This is a genomic window from Paracoccus stylophorae (assembly GCF_028553765.1).
Taxonomy (GTDB): Bacteria; Pseudomonadota; Alphaproteobacteria; order Rhodobacterales; family Rhodobacteraceae; genus Paracoccus; species Paracoccus stylophorae.
In genome coordinates, this window is the sequence record NZ_CP067134.1 from 1,503,256 (window position 1) to 1,522,553 (window position 19,298).

Annotated in this window: 19 protein-coding genes; 14 read left to right on the forward strand and 5 right to left on the reverse strand. The window is 68.4% G+C overall.

The features are described 5' to 3' along the window. Positions 1-3: 3 nt before the first annotated feature. Complete coding sequence (gene mdh / locus JHW45_RS07395; RefSeq protein ID WP_272860237.1) at positions 4-966, reverse strand: malate dehydrogenase; 963 nt, start codon at positions 964-966, stop codon at positions 4-6. Between the two features lie 212 nt (positions 967-1,178). Here mdh and JHW45_RS07400 point away from each other — a divergent pair, with 212 nt between their 5' ends. The 11 genes from JHW45_RS07400 (at position 1,179) to JHW45_RS07450 (ending at position 9,130) form a co-directional block, all read left to right on the forward strand. Then, positions 1,179-2,027, forward strand: a complete 849-nt coding sequence (locus JHW45_RS07400) for an HpcH/HpaI aldolase/citrate lyase family protein (RefSeq protein WP_272860238.1) — start codon at positions 1,179-1,181, stop codon at positions 2,025-2,027. Between the two features lie 57 nt (positions 2,028-2,084). Then, positions 2,085-2,630, forward strand: coding sequence for an NnrU family protein (locus JHW45_RS07405; RefSeq protein ID WP_272860239.1), 546 nt, complete (start codon positions 2,085-2,087; stop codon positions 2,628-2,630). A gap of 1 nt (position 2,631) precedes the next feature. Next, positions 2,632-2,838 carry a DUF1737 domain-containing protein gene (locus JHW45_RS07410; RefSeq protein WP_272860240.1) on the forward strand — a complete coding sequence of 69 codons (207 nt, stop codon included), beginning with the start codon at positions 2,632-2,634 and terminating at the stop codon, positions 2,836-2,838. A 9-nt stretch (positions 2,839-2,847) separates the two neighbouring features. Beyond that, on the forward strand, positions 2,848-3,882 hold the full coding sequence (locus tag JHW45_RS07415; protein ID WP_272860241.1) for a MaoC family dehydratase: 1,035 nt from the start codon (positions 2,848-2,850) through the stop codon (positions 3,880-3,882). Positions 3,883-4,185: 303 nt separating this feature from the next. Beyond that, entirely contained in the window at positions 4,186-4,578 is a 393-nt protein-coding gene (gene sdhC, locus JHW45_RS07420; protein ID WP_272860242.1) for a succinate dehydrogenase, cytochrome b556 subunit, read from the forward strand. 14 nt (positions 4,579-4,592) lie between these two features. Continuing rightward, positions 4,593-4,979 carry a succinate dehydrogenase, hydrophobic membrane anchor protein gene (locus JHW45_RS07425; RefSeq protein WP_272860243.1) on the forward strand — a complete coding sequence of 129 codons (387 nt, stop codon included), beginning with the start codon at positions 4,593-4,595 and terminating at the stop codon, positions 4,977-4,979. 7 nt (positions 4,980-4,986) lie between these two features. Then, positions 4,987-6,789: a succinate dehydrogenase flavoprotein subunit gene (gene sdhA / locus JHW45_RS07430; protein ID WP_272860244.1), complete on the forward strand. Its 1,803-nt coding sequence runs from the start codon at positions 4,987-4,989 to the stop codon at positions 6,787-6,789. Further along, positions 6,789-7,154: a hypothetical protein gene (locus tag JHW45_RS07435; protein WP_272860245.1), complete on the forward strand. Its 366-nt coding sequence runs from the start codon at positions 6,789-6,791 to the stop codon at positions 7,152-7,154. The genes sdhA and JHW45_RS07435 overlap by 1 nt, the downstream gene beginning before the upstream one ends. 4 nt (positions 7,155-7,158) lie before the next feature. Beyond that, a complete protein-coding gene (locus tag JHW45_RS07440) occupies positions 7,159-7,479 on the forward strand; it encodes a hypothetical protein (RefSeq protein ID WP_272860246.1) in 321 nt (106 codons plus the stop codon). A gap of 1 nt (position 7,480) precedes the next feature. Then, on the forward strand, positions 7,481-8,338 hold the full coding sequence (locus tag JHW45_RS07445; protein ID WP_272860247.1) for a hypothetical protein: 858 nt from the start codon (positions 7,481-7,483) through the stop codon (positions 8,336-8,338). Between the two features lie 12 nt (positions 8,339-8,350). Continuing rightward, entirely contained in the window at positions 8,351-9,130 is a 780-nt protein-coding gene (locus JHW45_RS07450) for a succinate dehydrogenase iron-sulfur subunit (protein WP_272860248.1), read from the forward strand. 126 nt (positions 9,131-9,256) lie between these two features. On the opposite strand, the gene glyS is transcribed toward JHW45_RS07450, so the two are convergent. Genes glyS through JHW45_RS07465 form a run of 3 tightly spaced genes read right to left on the reverse strand, consistent with a single transcriptional unit; the run spans position 9,257 to position 12,992 of the window. Further along, positions 9,257-11,593, reverse strand: coding sequence for a glycine--tRNA ligase subunit beta (gene glyS / locus JHW45_RS07455; protein ID WP_272860249.1), 2,337 nt, complete (start codon positions 11,591-11,593; stop codon positions 9,257-9,259). Further along, entirely contained in the window at positions 11,593-12,072 is a 480-nt protein-coding gene (locus JHW45_RS07460) for a DUF6446 family protein (protein ID WP_272860250.1), read from the reverse strand. Before JHW45_RS07460 ends, glyS begins: the two co-directional genes overlap by 1 nt. Continuing rightward, positions 12,069-12,992, reverse strand: coding sequence for a glycine--tRNA ligase subunit alpha (locus tag JHW45_RS07465; protein WP_272860251.1), 924 nt, complete (start codon positions 12,990-12,992; stop codon positions 12,069-12,071). The genes JHW45_RS07460 and JHW45_RS07465 overlap by 4 nt, the downstream gene beginning before the upstream one ends. 118 nt (positions 12,993-13,110) lie before the next feature. Between JHW45_RS07465 and JHW45_RS07470 the strand changes: the two genes are divergently transcribed. Beyond that, positions 13,111-14,445 (forward strand): peptidoglycan-binding domain-containing protein, encoded by a 1,335-nt coding sequence (locus JHW45_RS07470; RefSeq protein WP_272860252.1) that lies wholly within the window; start codon positions 13,111-13,113, stop codon positions 14,443-14,445. 28 nt (positions 14,446-14,473) lie between these two features. Here the strand turns inward: JHW45_RS07470 and JHW45_RS07475 are convergent, their stop codons facing one another. After that, positions 14,474-15,925, reverse strand: a complete 1,452-nt coding sequence (locus tag JHW45_RS07475) for a TrkH family potassium uptake protein (RefSeq protein WP_272860253.1) — start codon at positions 15,923-15,925, stop codon at positions 14,474-14,476. 154 nt (positions 15,926-16,079) lie between these two features. Between JHW45_RS07475 and JHW45_RS07480 the strand changes: the two genes are divergently transcribed. Both JHW45_RS07480 and JHW45_RS07485 read left to right on the forward strand, forming a co-directional pair. Next, complete coding sequence (locus JHW45_RS07480) at positions 16,080-17,714, forward strand: ABC transporter ATP-binding protein/permease (protein ID WP_272860254.1); 1,635 nt, start codon at positions 16,080-16,082, stop codon at positions 17,712-17,714. Continuing rightward, complete coding sequence (locus JHW45_RS07485; protein ID WP_272860255.1) at positions 17,711-19,291, forward strand: amino acid ABC transporter ATP-binding/permease protein; 1,581 nt, start codon at positions 17,711-17,713, stop codon at positions 19,289-19,291. Before JHW45_RS07480 ends, JHW45_RS07485 begins: the two co-directional genes overlap by 4 nt. Positions 19,292-19,298: the final 7 nt, after the last annotated feature.

The following is a 19,298-nucleotide window of genomic DNA, read 5'->3' on the forward strand; positions in this document are numbered from 1 at the left end:
CGATCAGTTCAGCGAGTTGTCGATGCCCTTGCAGGCCTCGACAAGTCCCTTCACGGCCTCGATGGACTTGTCCATCATCGCCTGTTCGTCCTTGTCCAGCTTGATGTCGATGACCTTCTCGATCCCGCCGGCGCCGATCACCGTCGGCACGCCGACATAGGTGCCCTTCAGCCCGTAGGCGCCGTCGACATGGGCGGCGCAGGGCAGAACGCGCTTCTGGTCCTTCAGATAGGCCTCGGCCATCTCGATCGCGGCGGTGGCGGGGGCGTAGAAAGCCGAGCCGGTCTTCAGCAGGCCGACGATCTCGGCCCCGCCGTCGCGGGTGCGCTGCACGATGGCGTCCAGGCGGTCCTGCGTGGTCCAGCCCATCTTGACCAGATCGGGCAGCGGGATGCCGGCCACGGTCGAATAGCGGGTCAGCGGCACCATCGTGTCGCCATGTCCGCCCAGCACGAAGGCGGTCACGTCCTTCATCGAGACGTCGAATTCCAGGCTGAGGAAATGGCGGAAACGGGCCGAATCCAGCACGCCGGCCATGCCGCAGACCTTGGCGGCGGGCAGGCCCGAGAATTTCTGCAACGCCCAGACCATCGCGTCCAGCGGGTTGGTGATGCAGATGACGAACGCGTCGGGGGCGTGCTTGGCGATGCCCTCGCCCACGGATTTCATCACCTTCAGGTTGATGCCCAGCAGGTCGTCGCGGCTCATCCCCGGCTTGCGCGGCACGCCGGCGGTGACGATGCAGACATCGGCGCCCGCGATGTCGGCGTAATCGTTCGTGCCTTTCAGCGCGGCGTCGAACCCTTCGGCAGGGCCGGATTCCGCGATGTCCAGCGCCTTGCCCTGCGGCGTGCCTTCGGCGATGTCGAACAGGACGACGTCGCCCAGCTCCTTCATCGCGGCCAGATGTGCCAGCGTGCCGCCGATCTGCCCCGCACCGATCAGTGCGATTTTGGGTCGGGCCATGGGTAACCTCCGATTGCGTGGCTTGAATGTTGCGCGGTGGTTAGAACTTCGCGCAACGAATCGCAAGCCTTCCGCGATGTGCGGAAACATCCGGCGCGCCGGGATCGGCAAACAGGTCGCAGATCGGGCGATGCCGCAGCGCGGCGAAAACCCTCTTGCCATTTCTGGCGCGGCGCGGCAGCTTCGCGCAAGAAAATTGCCCGGAGGTTGTCATGGCCCGCCCATATCGGTCCGTCCTTTACATTCCCGCCGCCAATGAACGCGCCATGGAGAAGGCGCGGACGCTGCAAGCCGATGCGATCATCTTCGATCTCGAGGATGCCGTCGCCCCGTCCGAAAAGGCCACGGCGCGCGACGCGCTGGCCCGCGCGCTGAAATCCGATTACGGCCCGCGCGCCCGGATCGTGCGCATCAACGCGCTGGACAGCGACTGGGGACGCCAGGATGCGGCGGCCTGCGCGGGATTCGCCGGGCAGGTCGATGCGGTCCTGGTGCCCAAGGTGGACGGCGCCGCCGGGCTGGACCGGATCGCGGCGCTGCTGCCCGACACGCCCTTGTGGGCGATGATGGAGACGCCGCAGGCCATGCTGAACGCGGCCGAGATTGCCGCCCATCCGCGGCTGGCCGGGATGGTGATGGGCACCAACGATCTGGCCAAGGAACTGAACAGCCGCTTTCGCGCCGACCGGCTGCCGATGCAGGCGGGGCTGGGCCTGTGCCTGCTGGCCGCGCGCGCGCATGGCAAGGTGATCGTGGACGGCGTCTTCAACGCGTTCCGCGACGAGCACGGGCTGCGGGCGGAATGCGAACAGGGCCGCGACATGGGGTTCGACGGCAAGACGCTGATCCATCCCGCGCAGCTGGCCACGGCAAACGAGGTCTTTGCCCCGACCGACGCCGAAATCGAGATGGCGCGCCGCCAGATCGAGGCGTTCGAACAGGCCGCCGCCGAAGGCAAGGGCGTGGCCGTGGTGGATGGCCGGATCGTCGAGAACCTGCATGTCGCCACCGCGCGCGCCACGCTGGACCGCGCGCAGGCGATTGCGGCCATGGCGGGATAAGGGCAGGGTGGGGCCGGTCGGCCCGACAGCCCCTCACCCCGATCGAAAGGAAGTCCGATGCTGATCCTGATCCTTGGCGTTGCCCTGTGGTGGGCGCCGCATCTGTGGAAACGCGCCGCACCCGCGCAGCGCGCGCAATTCGGCGACAAGGGCAAGGGGCTGGTCACCGGTGCCCTGATCCTGTCGGTCCTGCTGATGATCTGGGGCTACAGGATCGCCGATGGACCGGTCTGGTGGGGGCCGTCGCCGGCGCTGGTCGGCATCAACAACCTGCTGATCCTGATCGCGTTCTATCTGTTCGCCGCCAGCGGCATGAAGACGCGCGTGACCGCGTGGACGCGGCATCCGCAGCTGATCGGGTTTTCGCTGTGGGCGTTCGCGCATCTGCTGGTCAACGGCGATCTGCCGTCGCTGGTGCTGTTCGGCGGGCTGCTGGTCTGGGCGCTGGTCGAGATGGCGGTGATCAACCGTACGCCATGGACGCCGCCCGCAGGCCCGTTCCCGGTGCGCAAGGAGATCATGGCCGCCGCCGGCGCGATCATCGTGACGCTGATCGTGGGTGTGATCCACGGCTGGCTGGGCCCGTGGCCGTTCGGGGGCTGACATGACCACGATCTATCGCTGCATCACCGACGACGACACCTCGAGCTTCTGCCACCGGGTCAGCGAGGCGCTGTCGCGCGGATGGAGGCTGCATGGCAGCCCCTCGATGGCCTTCGATCCGGTCAAGGGCGTGATGCGGATGGCGCAGGCCGTCACCAAGGACATTCAGGCCGAATACCATCCCGACATGAAACTGGGCCAGCAATAGGGGGCCGCCATGACCAAGACCAATCCCGGCCGCTTCTTCGAGGATTACAGCATCGGCCAGGTGATCCGCCACGCCGTGCCCCGGACGGTCGCGGAAGGCGAACGGGCGCTGTATCACGCGCTGTATCCGGCGCGGCACGCGCTGTATTCCAGCGACGATTTCGCGGGCCGCTGCGGGCTGGAGGGCAGCCCGATGGACGACCTGATCGCGTTTCATGTCGTCTTCGGCAAGACGGTGCCCGATATCAGCCTGAACGCGGTCGCGAATCTGGGCTATGCCGAGGGGCGGTGGCTGCGTCCGGTCTGGCCGGGCGACACGCTGCGGTCGGAATCCGAGGTGATCGGGCTGAAGCAGAACAGCAACGGCAGATCGGGCGTGGTCTGGGTGCGCACGCGCGGGCTGAACCAGATGGATCAGACGGTGCTGGACTATGTCCGTTGGGTGATGGTGCGCAAGCGCGACGCGGACGCCCCGGCGCCCGAAACCGTGGTGCCGGAACTGGCCTCGGCGGTGGACCCCGCGGATCTGGTGGTGCCGGAGGGGATGAACTTTGAGTCCTATGACTTTGATCTTGCGGGCGAGAAACATCGTTGGGGCGATTATCGGACCGGCGAGCGGATCGACCATGTGGACGGCATCACCATCGAAGAGGCCGAACACATGCTGGCCACGCGATTGTGGCAGAACACCGCCAAGGTACATTTCGACGCCACCAACCGCGAGGATGGCAGGCGGCTGATCTATGGCGGTCATGTCATCAGCATGGCGCGCGCGCTGTCCTTCAACGGGCTGGCCAATGCGCAGATGATCGTGGCGCTGAACGGCGGGGCGCACGCCAATCCGTGCTTTGCCGGCGACACGGTGCGCGCCTGGTCCGAGGTGCTGGACAAGGCGGAAACCGGCGCTCCGGGCGTCGGCGCGCTGCGCCTGCGGCTGGTCGCGACCAAGGGCGACAGCGGCGCATTTCCGCTGCGCGGCGAGGATGGCAAATACCTGCCCGAGGTTCTTCTGGATCTGGATTACTGGGCGCTGATGCCGCTGTAGGCGGGCCGGCGGCTGCGGTCGCGAATCGGGACCGCCACGGCGGGCGGGGTGGATCGTGGCGGAACCGCAAATGGCGCATGGGTTGGGCCGGTTCGCGGACCGTCGCAACCCCGCGGCGGATGTGATCACGGCTGGCAGTCGCGTGATCACAAAAGGCGAAATCCGGCTGTTTTGCATCTGGGGACTGGTAACTGCCGGTGACAGGTGGCACAAAAGCCGCCAGAAGATGCGCCAATCGCCAGCCCGCGAGGCCAGCCCAACAGCCTCCGGGTCGCGTCAGAACCGACAAAGGAGGGCCGCATTATGGCCGATGTGAACCGGGGTGACCGGCCGCTTTCCCCCCATCTTCAGGCCTACAGGCTGCCGATCCCGGCCATAGCCTCGATCATGACGCGGATCACCGGTCATGCGCTGGTCGTGGGCATCCTGCTGATCGTGTGGTGGCTGATCGCCGCCGTCACCGGCCCGCGCGCCTTTGCCGCCGCCGATTGGGTGGTGCGGTCCTGGCTGGGCTTTCTGATCCTGACGGGATCGGCCTGGGCGCTGTGGTTCCACACGCTTTCGGGCATCCGGCACCTGTTCTACGATGCCGGCTACGGGCTTGAGATCGACGAGGCGAAAACCGGCTCGTGGGTGATCATCATCGGGTCGGTCGTGCTGACGCTGCTGACCCTGATCCTGTTCTTCATCGGCTGAGGCGAGTGACCGACATGCGCTTTATCACCCCCCGTAAAGCCGCCGCAGGTCTGGGCAGCGCCCACAGCGGCACGATGCATCACTGGGCCATGACCGTCACCGCCTGCGCGCTGATCCTGCTGACGCCGGCGTTCCTGCTGGTCGTCGGCAGCGCCATCGGCCTGCCGCGCGAGGCGGTCGTGGTCTATTTCGGCCGCCCCTATCCGGGCATCGTCACCGCGCTGTTCGTGATCGTGGGCATGGTCCATTTCATCAAGGGCACGCGGATCATGATCGACGACTATTTCCGCGGCACGGCGCGCAAGGGCGCGATCATCATTTCGGTCATCTTCGGCTGGGCCGTGATCGCGGTCGCGGTCTTCGCGCTGGCGAAGATGGCCTTCATCACCATCGCGATCTGAGGGAAACATGGCTGCTTACGAAATTCAGACGCATGATTATGATGTCGTGGTGGTGGGTGCCGGCGGCGCCGGGCTGCGCGCGACACTGGGGATGGCGGAACAGGGGCTGCGCACGGCCTGCGTGACCAAGGTGTTCCCGACCCGCAGCCACACCGTCGCGGCGCAGGGCGGCATCGCCGCCTCGCTGTCGAACATGGGGCCGGACAACTGGCAGTGGCACATGTACGACACCGTCAAGGGCAGCGACTGGCTGGGCGACACCGACGCCATGGAATACCTGGCGCGCGAGGCGCCCAAGGCGGTCTATGAGCTGGAACATTACGGCGTCCCGTTCTCGCGCACCGAGGAAGGCACGATCTATCAGCGACCGTTCGGCGGCCACACGACCGAGTTCGGCGAAGGCCCGCCCGTGCAGCGCACCTGCGCCGCCGCCGACCGCACCGGCCACGCGATCCTGCACACGCTGTACGGCCAAAGCCTGAAGCACAACGCCGAATTCTTCATCGAATATTTCGCGCTGGACCTGATCCTCACCGACGGACGCTGCACCGGCGTCGTCTGCTGGAAACTGGATGACGGCAGCATCCACGTGTTCAACGCCAAGACGACCGTGCTGGCCACCGGCGGCTATGGCCGCGCCTATTTCAGCGCCACATCGGCCCATACCTGCACCGGCGACGGCGGCGGCATGGTCGCGCGCGCGGGCCTGCCCCTGCAGGACATGGAATTCGTGCAGTTCCATCCCACCGGCATCTACGGCTCGGGCTGCCTGATCACCGAGGGCGCGCGCGGCGAGGGCGGGTATCTGACCAACAGCGAGGGCGAACGCTTCATGGAGCGTTATGCGCCGACCTACAAGGACCTGGCCAGCCGCGACGTGGTCAGCCGCTGCATCACCATCGAGATCCGCGAGGGGCGCGGCGTGGGCGAGGACAGCGACCACATGCACCTGAACCTGATGCACCTGCCGCCCGAGGCGCTGCACGAACGCCTGCCCGGCATCAGCGAATCGGCCAGGATCTTTGCCGGCGTCGATGTCACCAAGGACCCGATTCCGATCTTGCCGACGGTTCACTACAACATGGGCGGCATCCCGACGAATTACTGGGGCGAGGTTCTGAACCCGACCCAGGACGATCCGGACGCGGTCTTTCCCGGCCTGATGGCCGTGGGCGAGGCCGGCTGCGCCAGCGTGCACGGCGCCAACAGGCTGGGATCGAACAGCCTGATCGACCTGGTGGTGTTCGGCCGCGCGGCGGCGATCCGCGCCGGGCAGGTCGTGGACCGCGAGGGCGGCGTTCCCGCCACCAACCAGGCCGAGGTCGACCGCGCGCTGGACCGGTTCGACAGGTTCCGCCACGCCGATGGCGGCACCCCCACGGCCGATTTGCGCGACCAGATGCAGCGCACGATGCAGCAGGATGCCGCCGTGTTCCGCACCGACGAGACGCTGGCCGACGGGGTCGAGAAGATGCGCGCCATCGCCGCCAAGCTGGACGATCTGCACGTCACCGACCGCAGCCTGATCTGGAACTCGGACCTGATGGAAACGCTGGAGCTGACCAACCTGATGCCCAACGCGCTGGCCACCATCTTTGCCGCCGAGGCGCGCAAGGAAAGCCGGGGCGCCCACGCCCACGAGGACTACCCCGAGCGGGATGACGCCAACTGGCGCAAGCATTCGCTTGCCTGGGTCGAGGGGAACGAGGTTAAACTGGACTATCGCCCCGTCCATGTGGACCCGTTGACGACACAAGACGAGGGCGGGATCGACATGACCAAGATTGCTCCGAAAAAGAGGGTTTACTGATGCGTTTGAACAAGACTGCCGTTTTCGCGGCCGGGCTGCTGGCATTGGCCGGCTGCGTGGCGCCGATGCCCGTGACCGCGCCGGTTCCGACCGCGCCCGGCGCGACCCCGGCGCCGACGGTGCTGGATGCCGCCTCGCGGCAGGTGGCGCGCGGCGTCATCAATTCCGAGATGCAGAAACGTCTGCCCGGCGTGAATGTCGCGCCCTATACCGATTGCGTGGTGAACAACGCCACCACCGCCGAGATGATCGACATCGCCCAGATGTCGCGTTCGGGCGCGACCGGCACCGCCGACAGCGTGGCGGCCATCGTTTCGCGTCCGGCCACCACCCAGTGCATCGCCGGCGCGGCGCAGTCCGCCTGATCCGGTGCGCGCGCGGGCAACCCTGCTGGTGCTGCTGCCGCTGATCGCGGCGGTGCCGGCCTGCGGACCGGTTCCGGTCGCGCAGGCCGAGGCCAGTTGCCTGCGCGACGCCGAACTGGCCGCAAGGCCGCGCGGCAGCGTCACGATGGGCGTGGGCGCGGGGCGGGGCGGGTTCACCGGCGGTTTCGGTCGGGTCGAGGTGGACATCTCGTCCGACTATGTCGCCGGGCGCGATCCGTCGGACGTGTTCAACCGCTGCGTCGTGCGGCGGTCGGGCCAGATCCCGACGCGGCCGCTTTACGACCAGCCCGGCTGGCGGGGCTGACATGGCGGCGGTTCAGGACAGGGTTGGGGCGCAAGGCAGGGGGGCGCGTCGGATCATCGTGCATCCGGGCGTCCACAAGACCGGCAGCACCGCGATCCAGCGGCATCTGCAACGCAACGCCGATCTGCTTGCCGGCCGGCTGATCGTGCGCACCCCGCAAGAGGGGACGCCGATGCGGCCCCTGGGCCGCGCGGCGCTGGCCTTCAGCCTGTCGCCGTCGGCCGACACCGAAACCGCGCTGCGCGTCGCCTTCGAGGACGTGCTGGAGACGCTGCCGCCCGGCGATGTCCCCGCCATCGTCAGCCACGAGAATCTGGCCGGCGCGATGCCGGGCAAGGGCGGCGAGACGGGTCTGTATCCGGCGCTGCCGCGTATTGCCCGCGCCATCCTGAGCGCGGCGGGGCGCAACCGGGTCGAGTTCGTCTGCTATGTCCGCGAGATGGCCGAGTGGCGTCCCAGTGTCTGGGCGCAGGTAGTGCGGACCGAAGGGTATCCGCGCGGCTATCGCGCCTTCACCCAAGAAATCGCCGGCCTGCCGGGCTGGGGCGATCTGCAACGCCGGCTGACCGAGGCGGTCGGGGCCGACCGGCTGATTATTTGCGCCACGGCGGATGAGACCGACCGGGCCCGCCCCGGCCGCCAGCTGTTGTCCCATGCCGGGCTGTCGGCGGCCGAGATCGACGCGCTGCGCCCGCTGGAGGGGCCGGCGAACGAGAGGCTTTCATCGTCCGCGACCGAGTTCGTGCGCCGGCTGAACACGCTGGAGATCCATCCGCATGCGCGGCGCCTTGTCTCGGACCTGGTCGCGCGCAGCCAGAACCTGTTTGCGGCCGACGCGCCGCGCGAAGGCACTTCCTGAAAGGAGCACCCCATGGTCCAGTTCACCCTGCCCAAGAACAGCCAGATCCGGGTCGGCAAGACCTGGCCCCGGCCCGAAGGCGCCACCAACGTGAAGAAATTCCAGATCTATCGGTGGGACCCCGACACGGGCGACAATCCGCGGATGGACACGTATTTCATCGATCTGGACAAATGCGGCCCGATGGTCCTGGACGCGCTGATCAAGATCAAGAACGAGATCGACCCGACCCTGACCTTCCGCCGGTCCTGCCGCGAGGGGATTTGCGGGTCCTGCGCGATGAATATCGGCGGCGGCAACCATCTGGCCTGCATCTATGGCATCGACGAGATCGAGGGCGACATCGCCATCTATCCGATGCCGCATATGCCGGTGGTCAAGGACCTGATCCCCGATCTGACGCATTGGTATGCCCAGCATGCCAGCATCAAGCCGTGGCTGATCACCAAATCGCCGACGCCCGGCAAGGAATGGAAACAGTCGATCGAGGATCGCAAGAAGCTGGACGGGCTGTATGAATGCGTCATGTGCGCGTCCTGTTCGACCGCCTGCCCGTCCTATTGGTGGAACGGCGACCGGTATCTGGGGCCGGCCACGCTGCTGCACGCCTATCGCTGGATCATCGATTCGCGCGACGAGGCGACCGGAGAGCGGCTGGACGATCTGGAGGATCCGTTCAAGCTGTATCGCTGCCACACGATCATGAACTGCACCAACACCTGCCCCAAGGGGCTGAACCCGGCCCGGGCCATCGCCTCGATCAAGCATATGCTGGTGGAACGGTCGGTCTGACATTCGGCGGGGCGTTGCGTCCCGCGACCGCCGGGGGGCTGTCTGCCCCCCGGACCCCCCGAAGGTATTTGGAAAGAGGGCGAGGGCCGGTGGTCCTTGCCCTTGTTGCGCGGCGGTGTTCGCGCGTCAGCCTTCGATCCGGCTGAAATCGGCGATCCGGCGGCCGGCCTCGCGGATGCGCGACAGCAGGTTCAGGCGGTTGCGGCGCAGGATCTGGTTGTCGGCATTGACCTGCACGGTGTCGAAGAACGCGTCGATGGGGGCGCGCAGGCGTGCGATGGCCGACATGGCGGCGGGGAAATCCTCGTCCGCGATGGCCTGGCGGATCGCCGGTTCGGCGGTGTCGAGCGCGGCGAACAGGGCGCGTTCCGCGTCGGTTTCGGCGAATTTCGGATCGGCGCCGAAGCTGTATTCGACGCCGTCCTTCTCCTCGGCTTGCGCCAGGATATTGCCGACGCGCTTGAGTCCCTGGGTCAGGTTCTGCCCGTCCTCGGTCGCCAGCATGTCGTTCAGCGCGGTGGCGCGGTTGGTGACGAGCACCAGATCGTCATTGCCGGGCTGTGCGAGAACCGCGTCGATGATGTCGTGGCGGATGCCCTGGTCGCGGAGATGGACCTTGAGGCGGTCGTGGAGGAAGGAGAGGAGATCCCAGCTCAGTTTATCGAAGCGAATGATTTTATCTTCATCTAGTATAAAACCTTCCACTGCATCTACATCGTCAACCCAAGCGATATGATGATGCGATATTATGTGCTTACATTCCTGTAGATCTAAGATAATGCGTTCACTCGGATCGTAACGTCCCTCGCTGACCTCCTCGTAAGTTGGTGAGCGATTAAATTCTTTCCAACTCTCGACCTTTAGCGATTGCCCGTCAACGTCGGTCTCGTAGTAATCGAGGTAGAGCAACTCGTTTGCCGCTGCGCGATCCGCAAAGACATTTTTAAAGGCGTTCTCAAACTGCGAGCATAAGTTTAGGTTTGCTTTGAGATCCGTCAGCAAGCGAATAACCCCCAACGCCGCCCGCCGCAGCGCATAGGGGTCCTTCGATCCGGTGGGCCTTTCGTCGATTGCCCAGAACCCGGTCAGCGTGTCGATCTTGTCGGCCAGCGCGACGGCGACCGAGACGGGGGCGGTCGGCACCGCGTCCGAAGGTCCAAGTGGCGAATAATGATCGCGGGCGGCGTCGGCCACCGTTTCGGGGTACCCGGCGGCCAGCGCGTAGTATCGGCCCATGATGCCTTGCAGTTCCGGAAACTCGCCGACCATGGCGCTTTGCAGGTCGAGTTTCGCGATGCGGGCGGCCTGTTCGGCCTGATCGGGATCGGCGCCGACCAGTGGGGCGATTTCGCGCGCCAGCGCCGCGATGCGTTCGATGCGTTCGGCCTGGCTGCCCAGCTTGTTGTGGAAGGTCACGGACTTCAGGCCCTCGGCCCAGCTTTCCATCCCCGCCTTTGCCTCGCGCAGGTCGTTTTCCCAGAAGAACGCCGCGTCCGACAGGCGGGCGGCCAGAACGCGCTGGTTGCCGGCAAGGATCGCGCGGCCGTCGTCGGGCGTCTCGATATTGGCGACGGTCACGAACCCCTCGATCCGGCCGGTTTTCGGATTGCGGGCCGAGAAGAATTTCTGGTGTTCCTTCATCGAGGTTTGCAGCACCTCGGGCGGCAGGTCCAGAAAGCGGTTTTCGATCACGCCCATCAGCGGCACGGGCCATTCGACCAGCCCCGCCACCTCGGACAGCAGCGCATCGTCGGGCACGATCTGCCAGCCGCGGGCAAAGGCCAGGCTGTCGGCCTCTTGCCGGATGGCGTCGCGCCGCTCGGTTGCGTCCAGCATCACGCGGGCGCGGCGAAGCCTGGTCGCGTAGTCGTCGAAGCCGGTCACGCCGAACGCATCGGGGGCCATGAAGCGGTGCCCGCGCGTGGTGTCGCCCGCCCGGATGCCGTCCACGGTCAGCGGCACGATATCCGTGCCGGAGTCGTCGGTCAGTATGCACAGGATGTGATGCAGCGGGCGGACCCACCGCAGCGATCCCGCGCCCCAGCGCATGGATTTCGGCCACGGGAAATTGCGGATGGTCGCGTCCAGCACCTCGGCCACGATGTCGGCGGCGGGGCGGCCGGGTTTCTCGATCAGCGCGAACCAGACCTGCCCCTTCTTGTCGTCGCGCGCCTCGAGCCGGTCGCGGGTCAGCCCGGTCGCGCGCAGAAAGCCTTGCAGCGCCTTTTCGGGCGCGTCGGTGCGCGGCCCCTTGCGTTCCTCGCGCGTGGTGGGGCTGTGGGCGGTCAGCTCCTCGACCGTCAGGGTCAGGCGGCGCGGCGTGCTGAACGCGCCCGCGCTGGCATAGGTCAGGCCCGCCTCGACCAGCCCGTCGGTCATCAGCCGTTTCAGATCGTCGGCGGCGCGGGCCTGCATCCGGGCGGGAATCTCCTCGGAAAACAGTTCGATCAGCAAATCGGGCATCAGTCCATCACTCCGCGTTCCGGGGTCTTGTCGTTGAATTGGTGCCAGCCATAGGCGCGCCCGTCGGGATAGATCGCCAGCACCCGGTCCACGTCGGGACGGATCTCGGGCTGGGCCAGCACGGCGCGTGCGGCGCCGCGTTCCAGATCGGCGCCGATGCGGGCGGCGTCATAGCAGTCGAACCAGCCCGGACCGTTCAGCGGCGTGGCGTCCGCGAACGGAACCGCGTCGGCGGGCAGATTGCCTTGCAGGCGGAAACAGGCGCGCCAGCGGATGGGCGAGCTGTCGGCGTCGATGCCCTCGAACCCGATCATGTCCAGCGGCACCGAGCCGTCCGCGGTCCGGATCGAGACGGCGGCGGCGGGGCTGGCCGGGTCGATGCGGTCGTAAAACCCGTATTGCTGCGCATACCAGACGCCCGCGCCGGTCGCGACGCCGGCCAGCAGCAGCGCGATGACGGCGATCCTGCCCCGGTTCACGCCAGCGCCCCCGCCGCATCGGTGGTCAGGAACAGATCCGCGCAGCCCTTGGCCAGCGCCCGGACCCGGCCGATATAGGCCTGGCGTTCGGTCACGCTGATGACGCCGCGCGCATCCAGCAGGTTGAAGATATGGCTGGCCTTGATCGCCTGGTCATAGGCGGGATGGGCCATCGGGATGCGGCGTCCGGCGCTGTCGGTGTCGGCGGCGTCAAGGATGCGGGCGCATTCGGCCTCGGCGTCCTGAAAGTGCCGGAACAGCGTGTCGGTGTCGGCCTGATCGAAGTTCCAGCGCGAATATTCCTGTTCGGTCTGGCGAAAGACATCGCCATAGCTGAGCGGGATCGGCGCGTCGGGATCGTTGAAGGGCATGTCCATGACATGTTCGACGCCCAGCACATACATCGCCAGCCGTTCCAGCCCATAGGTCAGCTCGCCCGAGACGGGGCGGCAGTCATGGCCGCCGACCTGCTGGAAATAGGTGAACTGGCTGACCTCCATCCCGTCGCACCAGACCTCCCACCCAAGGCCCCAGGCGCCCAGTGTCGGGCTTTCCCAGTCGTCTTCCACGAAGCGCACATCATGGGTCAGCGGGTCCAGCCCGATGGCCCGCAGGCTGCCCAGATACAGGTCCTGCAGATCGGGGGGCGAGGGTTTGATGATCACCTGATACTGGTAATAATGCTGCAACCGGTTCGGGTTCTCGCCATAGCGGCCATCGGTGGGGCGGCGCGAGGGCTGGACATACGCCGCGGCCCATGGCCGCGCGCCCAGGGCGCGCAGCGTGGTGGCGGGGTGAAAGGTGCCCGCGCCCACCTCCATGTCATAGGGTTGCAGGATCGCGCAGCCCTGTTCCGCCCAATAGGTTTGCAGGCGCAGGATCACCTCCTGAAAGCTGCGGGGTCGGTTGGGGCTGGTCATCGGGCCATCCTTTTGCATAGATCGGGCACAGCGTTGGCGCCTTCTAGGCGCGGCATGGGACAGGGTCAATAAAGGCCCGCGGGACAGGACCGGCGGACGGGCCGGGAAAGGGTGTGGAATGCGGCGTTTCGGTATCATGGTTCTGGCGGCGATCCTGCCGGTTCAGGGGCTTGCGCAGGACGCCGTGATCCGGATCGAGGCCAAGCGCGGTGCCGAGGCCGCCCGTCAGGCGGCGGCGGGCTGGGGCGCACGGTTCGACGATGTGGTGACGTTTCCACTGGCCGGCGGATGGGTGGCCATCGGTCTTGGCCCGCTGGACCCGGACGAGGCGCAGGCGCGGCTGGCGCGGCTGAAGGCGTCGGGCATGGTGCCGGCCGACAGTTTCGTTGCCACGGCGCCGGGTTTGTCTGCGCCGACGCCGTTCGAGGCCGGGGCCGCCGCAGAGGCGAGCGGCGATGCGGCCGATGCGCCGGAGGACGAGGGCGAGGCGGCGCAGGCGGCGCCCGATGCGGCGGCGCCGGGCAGCTATCTGCGCCTGCAATCGCTGCAATCGCGGTCCGAGGCCGAGACGGCGTTGCAGGAATGGCGTGCCGATTTTCCTGAGGCGGGGCTGTGGTCGCTGCCCGGCGGCTGGTTCGCGATCGCGCTTGGTCCGCTTGATCCGGCGGCGGCGCAGGACTGGCTGGCCGCGTTCAAGGCCAGCGGCGATCTGCCGGGCGATGCCTTCACCTCGGACGCGGCCCGGATGGGCACGGCCATCGACGCCGGGAAGGCGCCGGATCTGCCCGCCGGTCCGGCCCGGCCCGCGCCGCTGCCGCCGCTGGATCAGGTGCAGCGCGCGCTGCGATGGGCGGGCCACTATGACGGGGCCATCGACGGCAAGGACGGGCCGAAAACGCGCGAGGCCATCGCCGCCGAGGTGGCGGCGCTGCGCGTCTCGCCCGATGCGGGAACGGCCATGCAGGCGCTGATCGACCGGCGCGAGGCGTGGCGGCGCGAGATGGGGCTGAGCACGCTGAAGGACGAGGCGACGGGCCTGTCGGTCAACGCGCCCATGGACCGGCTGCAATTCGACCGGGCCGAACGGGCGCTGTCGATCTATGGCCCCAAGGACGGGTCGGGCGCGGCGCTGATCCTGTTCAGCCAGCCCGGCGGGCAGCAGGAATTGCTGGATCTGTCGGGGCTGGTCACGGCCCTGGGCTGGGTGCCCCAGCCCGAGCGGACGATCGAAAACGGTCATGTGCTGCTGGAGGGTGCCAACGACAACCATCGCAGCCGCGCCGAAGGCTGGGTGCGCAACGGACGGGCCGAAGGTTTCGTGCTGATCTGGCCCGCAGCGCAGGCCGAGGATCAGGCCCGCCTGGCGGCCGAGTTGTCGGACAGTTTCGAACGCTTCGCGCCGGCGGCCAACGATGCGGCGGCCACCGCGCCGGCGACGCCCACCGAACCCTGATGGGGGGCGCGGATGCGAACCCGCCGCCTCAGCCGCGCCAGAAGCGGGGCAGCAGCAGGACCAGCACCGAGACCAGTTCCAGCCGCCCCAGAAACATCCCGAAGCTCATCATCCACTTGGCGGCGGCGGGAAACTCGGCGACCGATCCGTTGGCGGTGATCTCGGGTCCCCAGGCGGGGCCGACATTGGCGATGGCCGTCCACGCGCCGGTCAGCGCCGTTCTGGGGTGCAGCCCGGTCAGCGACAGCCCCACGATCAGCAGCCCGAAGGTCAGCATGAACAGCGTGAAGAAGGCCATCACCGAATCCACGACATCCTTGTTCAGGGGCCGCCCCTCGTATCGCAGCGGATAGACGCGATGGGGCGAGTGCATGCGGCGCACCTGCGCGCGCACCGCCTCGAACAGCACCAGATAGCGGAACACCTTGACCGAACACCCGGTCGATCCGGTGCAGCCGCCGATCAGCCCGCACACGATCAGCAGCGCGAAGGGCAGATGTCCCCAGGCCAGCATGTCGGTCGAGGCATAGCCGGTGCCCGAGAAGGTCGAGATCGTGTTGAACACCGTCTCGCGCACGACCTCGAGCGGATGCATGTCCTGATGCATGTAAAGCAGGCGATAGATGATGATGATCGTGCAGGCATAGAAGATCCAGCGCAGATAGGCGCGGATCTGCGTGTCCTGCCACATCGGCACGAAATTGCCCTGCATCGCCTGAACCATGCGGATGAACGGGATCGAGGCCAGCACCATGAAGACCGAGGCGGCCCATTCCGGCGCGCCCAGATAGGTTCCGAAACTGGCGTCATAGTTGGAAAACCCGCCGGTCGAACAGGTGGTCAGCGCGTGGACCACCGCGTCGAACCCGTTCATGCCCAGCATGATATAGGTCACGATGCAGGCGCCCGTCAGCAGCAGATAGACGCGCGTCATCTCGGCCGCGATCTCTCCGGCGCGGGGCAGGACCTTGCCAAGCGTGTCGAAACCTTCGGACCGAAAGAACTGCATGCCGCCGACCTTCATCACCGGCAGGAACACCATGGCGACGACGACGATCCCCAGCCCGCCCGACCATTGCAGGATCGCGCGCCACAGATGCGTGCCGCGCGGCAGGCTGTCCAGATCGGGAAAGGCCGTGGTGCCGGTGGTGGTCACGCCCGACATCGCCTCGAAATAGGCATCGGTGATGGTGGCGTGCGGCTGACCCAGCACGAAGGGCAGGGCGCCGAACACCGGCAGCACCGCCCACAGCCCCGAGGTCAGCAGAAACGCCTGCTGGATGTTCAGCGAATCGTATCTGCCGCGCGTCGCCACCGCCATCAGCAGCCCGATCACCACGGTCAGCATGCCGGTTTCCAGGAACACGAACCAGTGCGGGTCGTCGTGCCACCAATCCACCAGCATCGGCAGCGCCATCCCCGCGCCCATGGCGGCGACGATCTTTCCAATCGGGTGAACTACCGGGCGCAAGTCGATCATTGCGCCTGCTTGCCGTGCGGTCCGGCAAGCGTCAAGCGCGCGCGTGGTCCGGGCGCGGTTCGCGATGCCGCTGTTGCCGCGATGCCGGGCGAATCCGCGCCCCGCGACGCGACGGCGCATTGACGCCAGAGGCGGGGGGCGCAAGACATCGCGGATGACCTCGCCCCGCCAGACCGAAGCAACGCTGTCGGCGCTGACCGCGCCGCCGCGCCGCCGCCTGCGCCGGGCGGCGGCCGCCGCGGTGCTGGCCGAGGCGTTGTGGCTGCCGCAGGCCGCGCTGCTGGCATGGGCGCTGGCGGCGATGGCGACAGGGGCCGCGCTGCAGACCGGCTGGGCGATCCTGGGGGTCGCGGGTCTGGGCTGCGCGCGCGCGGGCCTGGGCATGGCCGGCGCGGCGCAGGCCGAGATTGCGGCCGATGCGGTGATCGGGGCGGCGCGGGCCGAATGTCTGGAACGCGCCGACCGGCGCGCGCCCGAGGCGGACGCGCCCTCTTCGGCGGCGACGGCGGCGCTGATCGTGGACAAGCTGGCGATGCTGCGGCCCTGGCTGCTGCGCTGGCATCCGGCGCGGGCGCGGGTTGCGGTCGTGCCGCTGCTGATCCTTGCCGTCAGCTTTGCGATCTCGTGGATTGCGGGGCTGATCCTGGCCATCAGCGGGCCGCTGATCCCGGTCTTCATGGCGCTGATCGGGCTGGCGGCGCGCGATGCCTCGGCCCGGCAGATGGACGAGATCACCAGCCTGAACGCGCTGCTGGTGGACCGCCTTGGCGCACTGGTCGATATTCGCCTGCTTGAGGCGCGCGAGGCGATGCTGGAAGATTTCCGCGCCCGCGCCGACCGGTTGCGCGCCCGCACCATGCGGGTGCTGCGGATCGCGTTCCTGTCCAGCGCGGTGCTGGAGCTGTTCGCCGCGCTTGGGGTCGCCATGATGGCCGTCTATGTCGGGTTCTCGTTGCTGGGCGCGCTGAATTTCGGCGCCTGGGGCGCGCCCATGACGATGGGCGAGGGGATCTTTCTGCTGCTGCTGGCGCCGGCGTTTTTCCAGCCGCTGCGCGATGTGGCCGCCGCCTGGCACGACCGGATCGCGGCGCAGGCGGTGGCGGCCGATCTGCTGGCCGACCGGGCCGTGCCGGTCGCCCGCATCCTCGGTCAGGGCGGACCGGCCCTGCCGCTGTCGGGCACGATCACGGTGCGGGGTCTGGCGATACGGGACCTCCGCTTTCCCGATCTGGACATCGCGCCGGGCGAGGCCGTGGCGCTGACCGGCCCGTCGGGGGCGGGCAAGACGACGCTGCTGCTGGCGCTGGCCGGCATGATCCCGTCGCATGGCGCGATCCGCGTGGGCGACGTGGCGCTGACCGACGCCACCGCCGACAGGTGGCGCGCGGGCATGGCGATGATTCCGCAGCGGGTCCATTTCCTGGATTTCACGCTGCGCGAGAACCTGTCGGCCGACGCCCCTGACGACCGGATCGCCGCCGCGCTGGATCTGGCGCAGGCGGCACCCATCGTGGCCCGCCTGCCGCAGGGTCTGGGCACCCGGCTTGGCGAGCAGGGCGCCGGCGTCTCGGGCGGCGAGGCGCGGCGGCTGACCATCGCCCGCGCGGCGCTGCGCGCGCCCGCCGTGATCCTTGCGGATGAGCCGACCGCCGATCTGGACGACGCGACCGCCGCGCAGGTGATCGCGGGGCTGCGCCGCCTGCACCGGCAGGGCGCCACGCTGATCGTCGCCTCGCACGACCCGCGCCTGATCGCCGAACTGCCCCGCCGGATCGAGGTGCGGGGATGATCGCGCTGCGGCACATCCTGTCCCTGATCTGGACCGAACAGCGTCGCGCGATGCGCCGCGGGCTGGCGCTGTCGGTGCTGGTGACGCTGTTCGGGGTCGGCCTGCTGGCGCTGTCGGGCTGGTTCATCGTCGCGGCGGGCATCGCCGGGCTGGCCGGGATGGGCGCGACATTCGACGTGTTCCGCCCCTCGGCCGGGGTGCGGTTCCTGGCGATGGCGCGCACCGCCGGACGTTACGGCGAACGGCTGCTGACGCATGACGCGACGCTGAAGGCGCTGACCAGCCTGCGGGTGCGGCTGCTGGACGGGTTGTCGGGCGCGGAGTTCGGCCTGCTGTCGCGGCTGCGCGGCGGGCAGGCGCTGAACCGGCTGACGCTGGATGTCGATGCGCTGGACGGGCTGGCGATCCGGCTGGTCTTTCCGGCGCTGGCCGGCGTCATCTCGGCCCTTGTCGCGCTGATCGCGCTGTGGTGGCTCGTCGCGCCGCCGATCGCGCTATGGGTGGTGGGCGCGCCGGTTCTGGGCGGGCTGGCGGTGCTGGGCCTGTCGGCACGGGCCGCGCTGCCGCACTCGGTCCGGGCCGAGACGCGTCAGCAGGATCTGCGCGCGGGCGTGATCGACCATTTGCGCGGGCGTGCGGTGCTGGCCGTGTCGGGCCGTCTGCCCTCTGCGCGCGCCGCCCTGCTGGACCTCGACCGCGACGCCCGCAGCGCCGCGATGGCGCAATCGCGGATCGAATGGCGGGCGGCGGCGATCCTGCAGGCGGTGACGGCCGTGGCGTTGTCCGGCACGCTGCTGATCTGCGCCCGGCATGTCGCATCGGGTCGGATCGGTGCGGCGCAGGCGGCACTTGCGCTGTTCGCGACGCTGTCGCTGGCCGAGCTTTCGGCGGGGCTTCTGCGCGGGGCGGTGGAACTGGGCCGGATGCGCGATGCGGCGCGCCGGGTGGTCCCGCTGCTGGCAGCCACCGCGCCGCCGCCAGCGCCGCCCGCGCGTCCGGGCGCGGGGGTGCAGGCCACATCGCTGTCGGTCGCGGCGCAGCCCGGTCTTGCGCCGCTGATCGCGGATCTGGATCTGCATGTGCGCCCCGGCGAGACGGTGGCGATCACCGGCGCCAGCGGGCGGGGCAAGACGGCGCTGCTGAACACGCTTGCGGGGCTGGTGCCGCCGTCTGCGGGCCTTGTGCGGATCGGCGGCAGGCTGGGCTATCTGACGCAGCGACCGGCGCTGATCGCCGGATCGGTTCGTGACACGCTGGCGCTGGCCGCGCCGCAGGCGGGGGATGCGACCCTGCGGCAGGTGCTGGATCTGTGCGCGCTGGACGTGGCGCTGGACCGGCAACTGGGCGAGGGCGGCAGCGGCCTGTCGGGCGGTCAGGCGCGGCGTCTGGCAATGGCGCGGGTGCTGATCCGGCGTCCGGATGTCCTGCTGCTGGACGAACCGACCGAGGGGCTGGACCGCGCCGCCGCGGCGCGGATGATGGCGGGGATGCGCCGCTGGCTGCCCGACGCCGCGGTGCTGATCGCCGCGCATCGCGATCTGGACCTGGCGGCGGCCGACCGGACCCTGCGGCTTTAGCCTGACG

Excerpts from the sequence above, each read along its gene's own strand:
- JHW45_RS07415 (WP_272860241.1), top strand. The coding sequence starts at position 2,848 with ATGACCAAGACCAATCCCGGCCGCTTCTTCGAGGATTACAGCATCGGC.
- sdhC (WP_272860242.1), top strand. The coding sequence starts at position 4,186 with ATGGCCGATGTGAACCGGGGTGACCGGCCGCTTTCCCCCCATCTTCAG.
- JHW45_RS07470 (WP_272860252.1), top strand. The coding sequence starts at position 13,111 with ATGCGGCGTTTCGGTATCATGGTTCTGGCGGCGATCCTGCCGGTTCAG.
- JHW45_RS07480 (WP_272860254.1), top strand. The coding sequence starts at position 16,080 with ATGACCTCGCCCCGCCAGACCGAAGCAACGCTGTCGGCGCTGACCGCG.
- JHW45_RS07410 (WP_272860240.1), top strand. The coding sequence starts at position 2,632 with ATGACCACGATCTATCGCTGCATCACCGACGACGACACCTCGAGCTTC.
- glyS (WP_272860249.1), bottom strand. The coding sequence starts at position 11,593 with ATGCCCGATTTGCTGATCGAACTGTTTTCCGAGGAGATTCCCGCCCGG.
- JHW45_RS07405 (WP_272860239.1), top strand. The coding sequence starts at position 2,085 with ATGCTGATCCTGATCCTTGGCGTTGCCCTGTGGTGGGCGCCGCATCTG.
- JHW45_RS07485 (WP_272860255.1), top strand. The coding sequence starts at position 17,711 with ATGATCGCGCTGCGGCACATCCTGTCCCTGATCTGGACCGAACAGCGT.
- JHW45_RS07450 (WP_272860248.1), top strand. The coding sequence starts at position 8,351 with ATGGTCCAGTTCACCCTGCCCAAGAACAGCCAGATCCGGGTCGGCAAG.
- JHW45_RS07475 (WP_272860253.1), bottom strand. The coding sequence starts at position 15,925 with ATGATCGACTTGCGCCCGGTAGTTCACCCGATTGGAAAGATCGTCGCC.
- JHW45_RS07445 (WP_272860247.1), top strand. The coding sequence starts at position 7,481 with ATGGCGGCGGTTCAGGACAGGGTTGGGGCGCAAGGCAGGGGGGCGCGT.
- mdh (WP_272860237.1), bottom strand. The coding sequence starts at position 966 with ATGGCCCGACCCAAAATCGCACTGATCGGTGCGGGGCAGATCGGCGGC.
- JHW45_RS07400 (WP_272860238.1), top strand. The coding sequence starts at position 1,179 with ATGGCCCGCCCATATCGGTCCGTCCTTTACATTCCCGCCGCCAATGAA.
- sdhA (WP_272860244.1), top strand. The coding sequence starts at position 4,987 with ATGGCTGCTTACGAAATTCAGACGCATGATTATGATGTCGTGGTGGTG.
- JHW45_RS07425 (WP_272860243.1), top strand. The coding sequence starts at position 4,593 with ATGCGCTTTATCACCCCCCGTAAAGCCGCCGCAGGTCTGGGCAGCGCC.
- JHW45_RS07465 (WP_272860251.1), bottom strand. The coding sequence starts at position 12,992 with ATGACCAGCCCCAACCGACCCCGCAGCTTTCAGGAGGTGATCCTGCGC.
- JHW45_RS07435 (WP_272860245.1), top strand. The coding sequence starts at position 6,789 with ATGCGTTTGAACAAGACTGCCGTTTTCGCGGCCGGGCTGCTGGCATTG.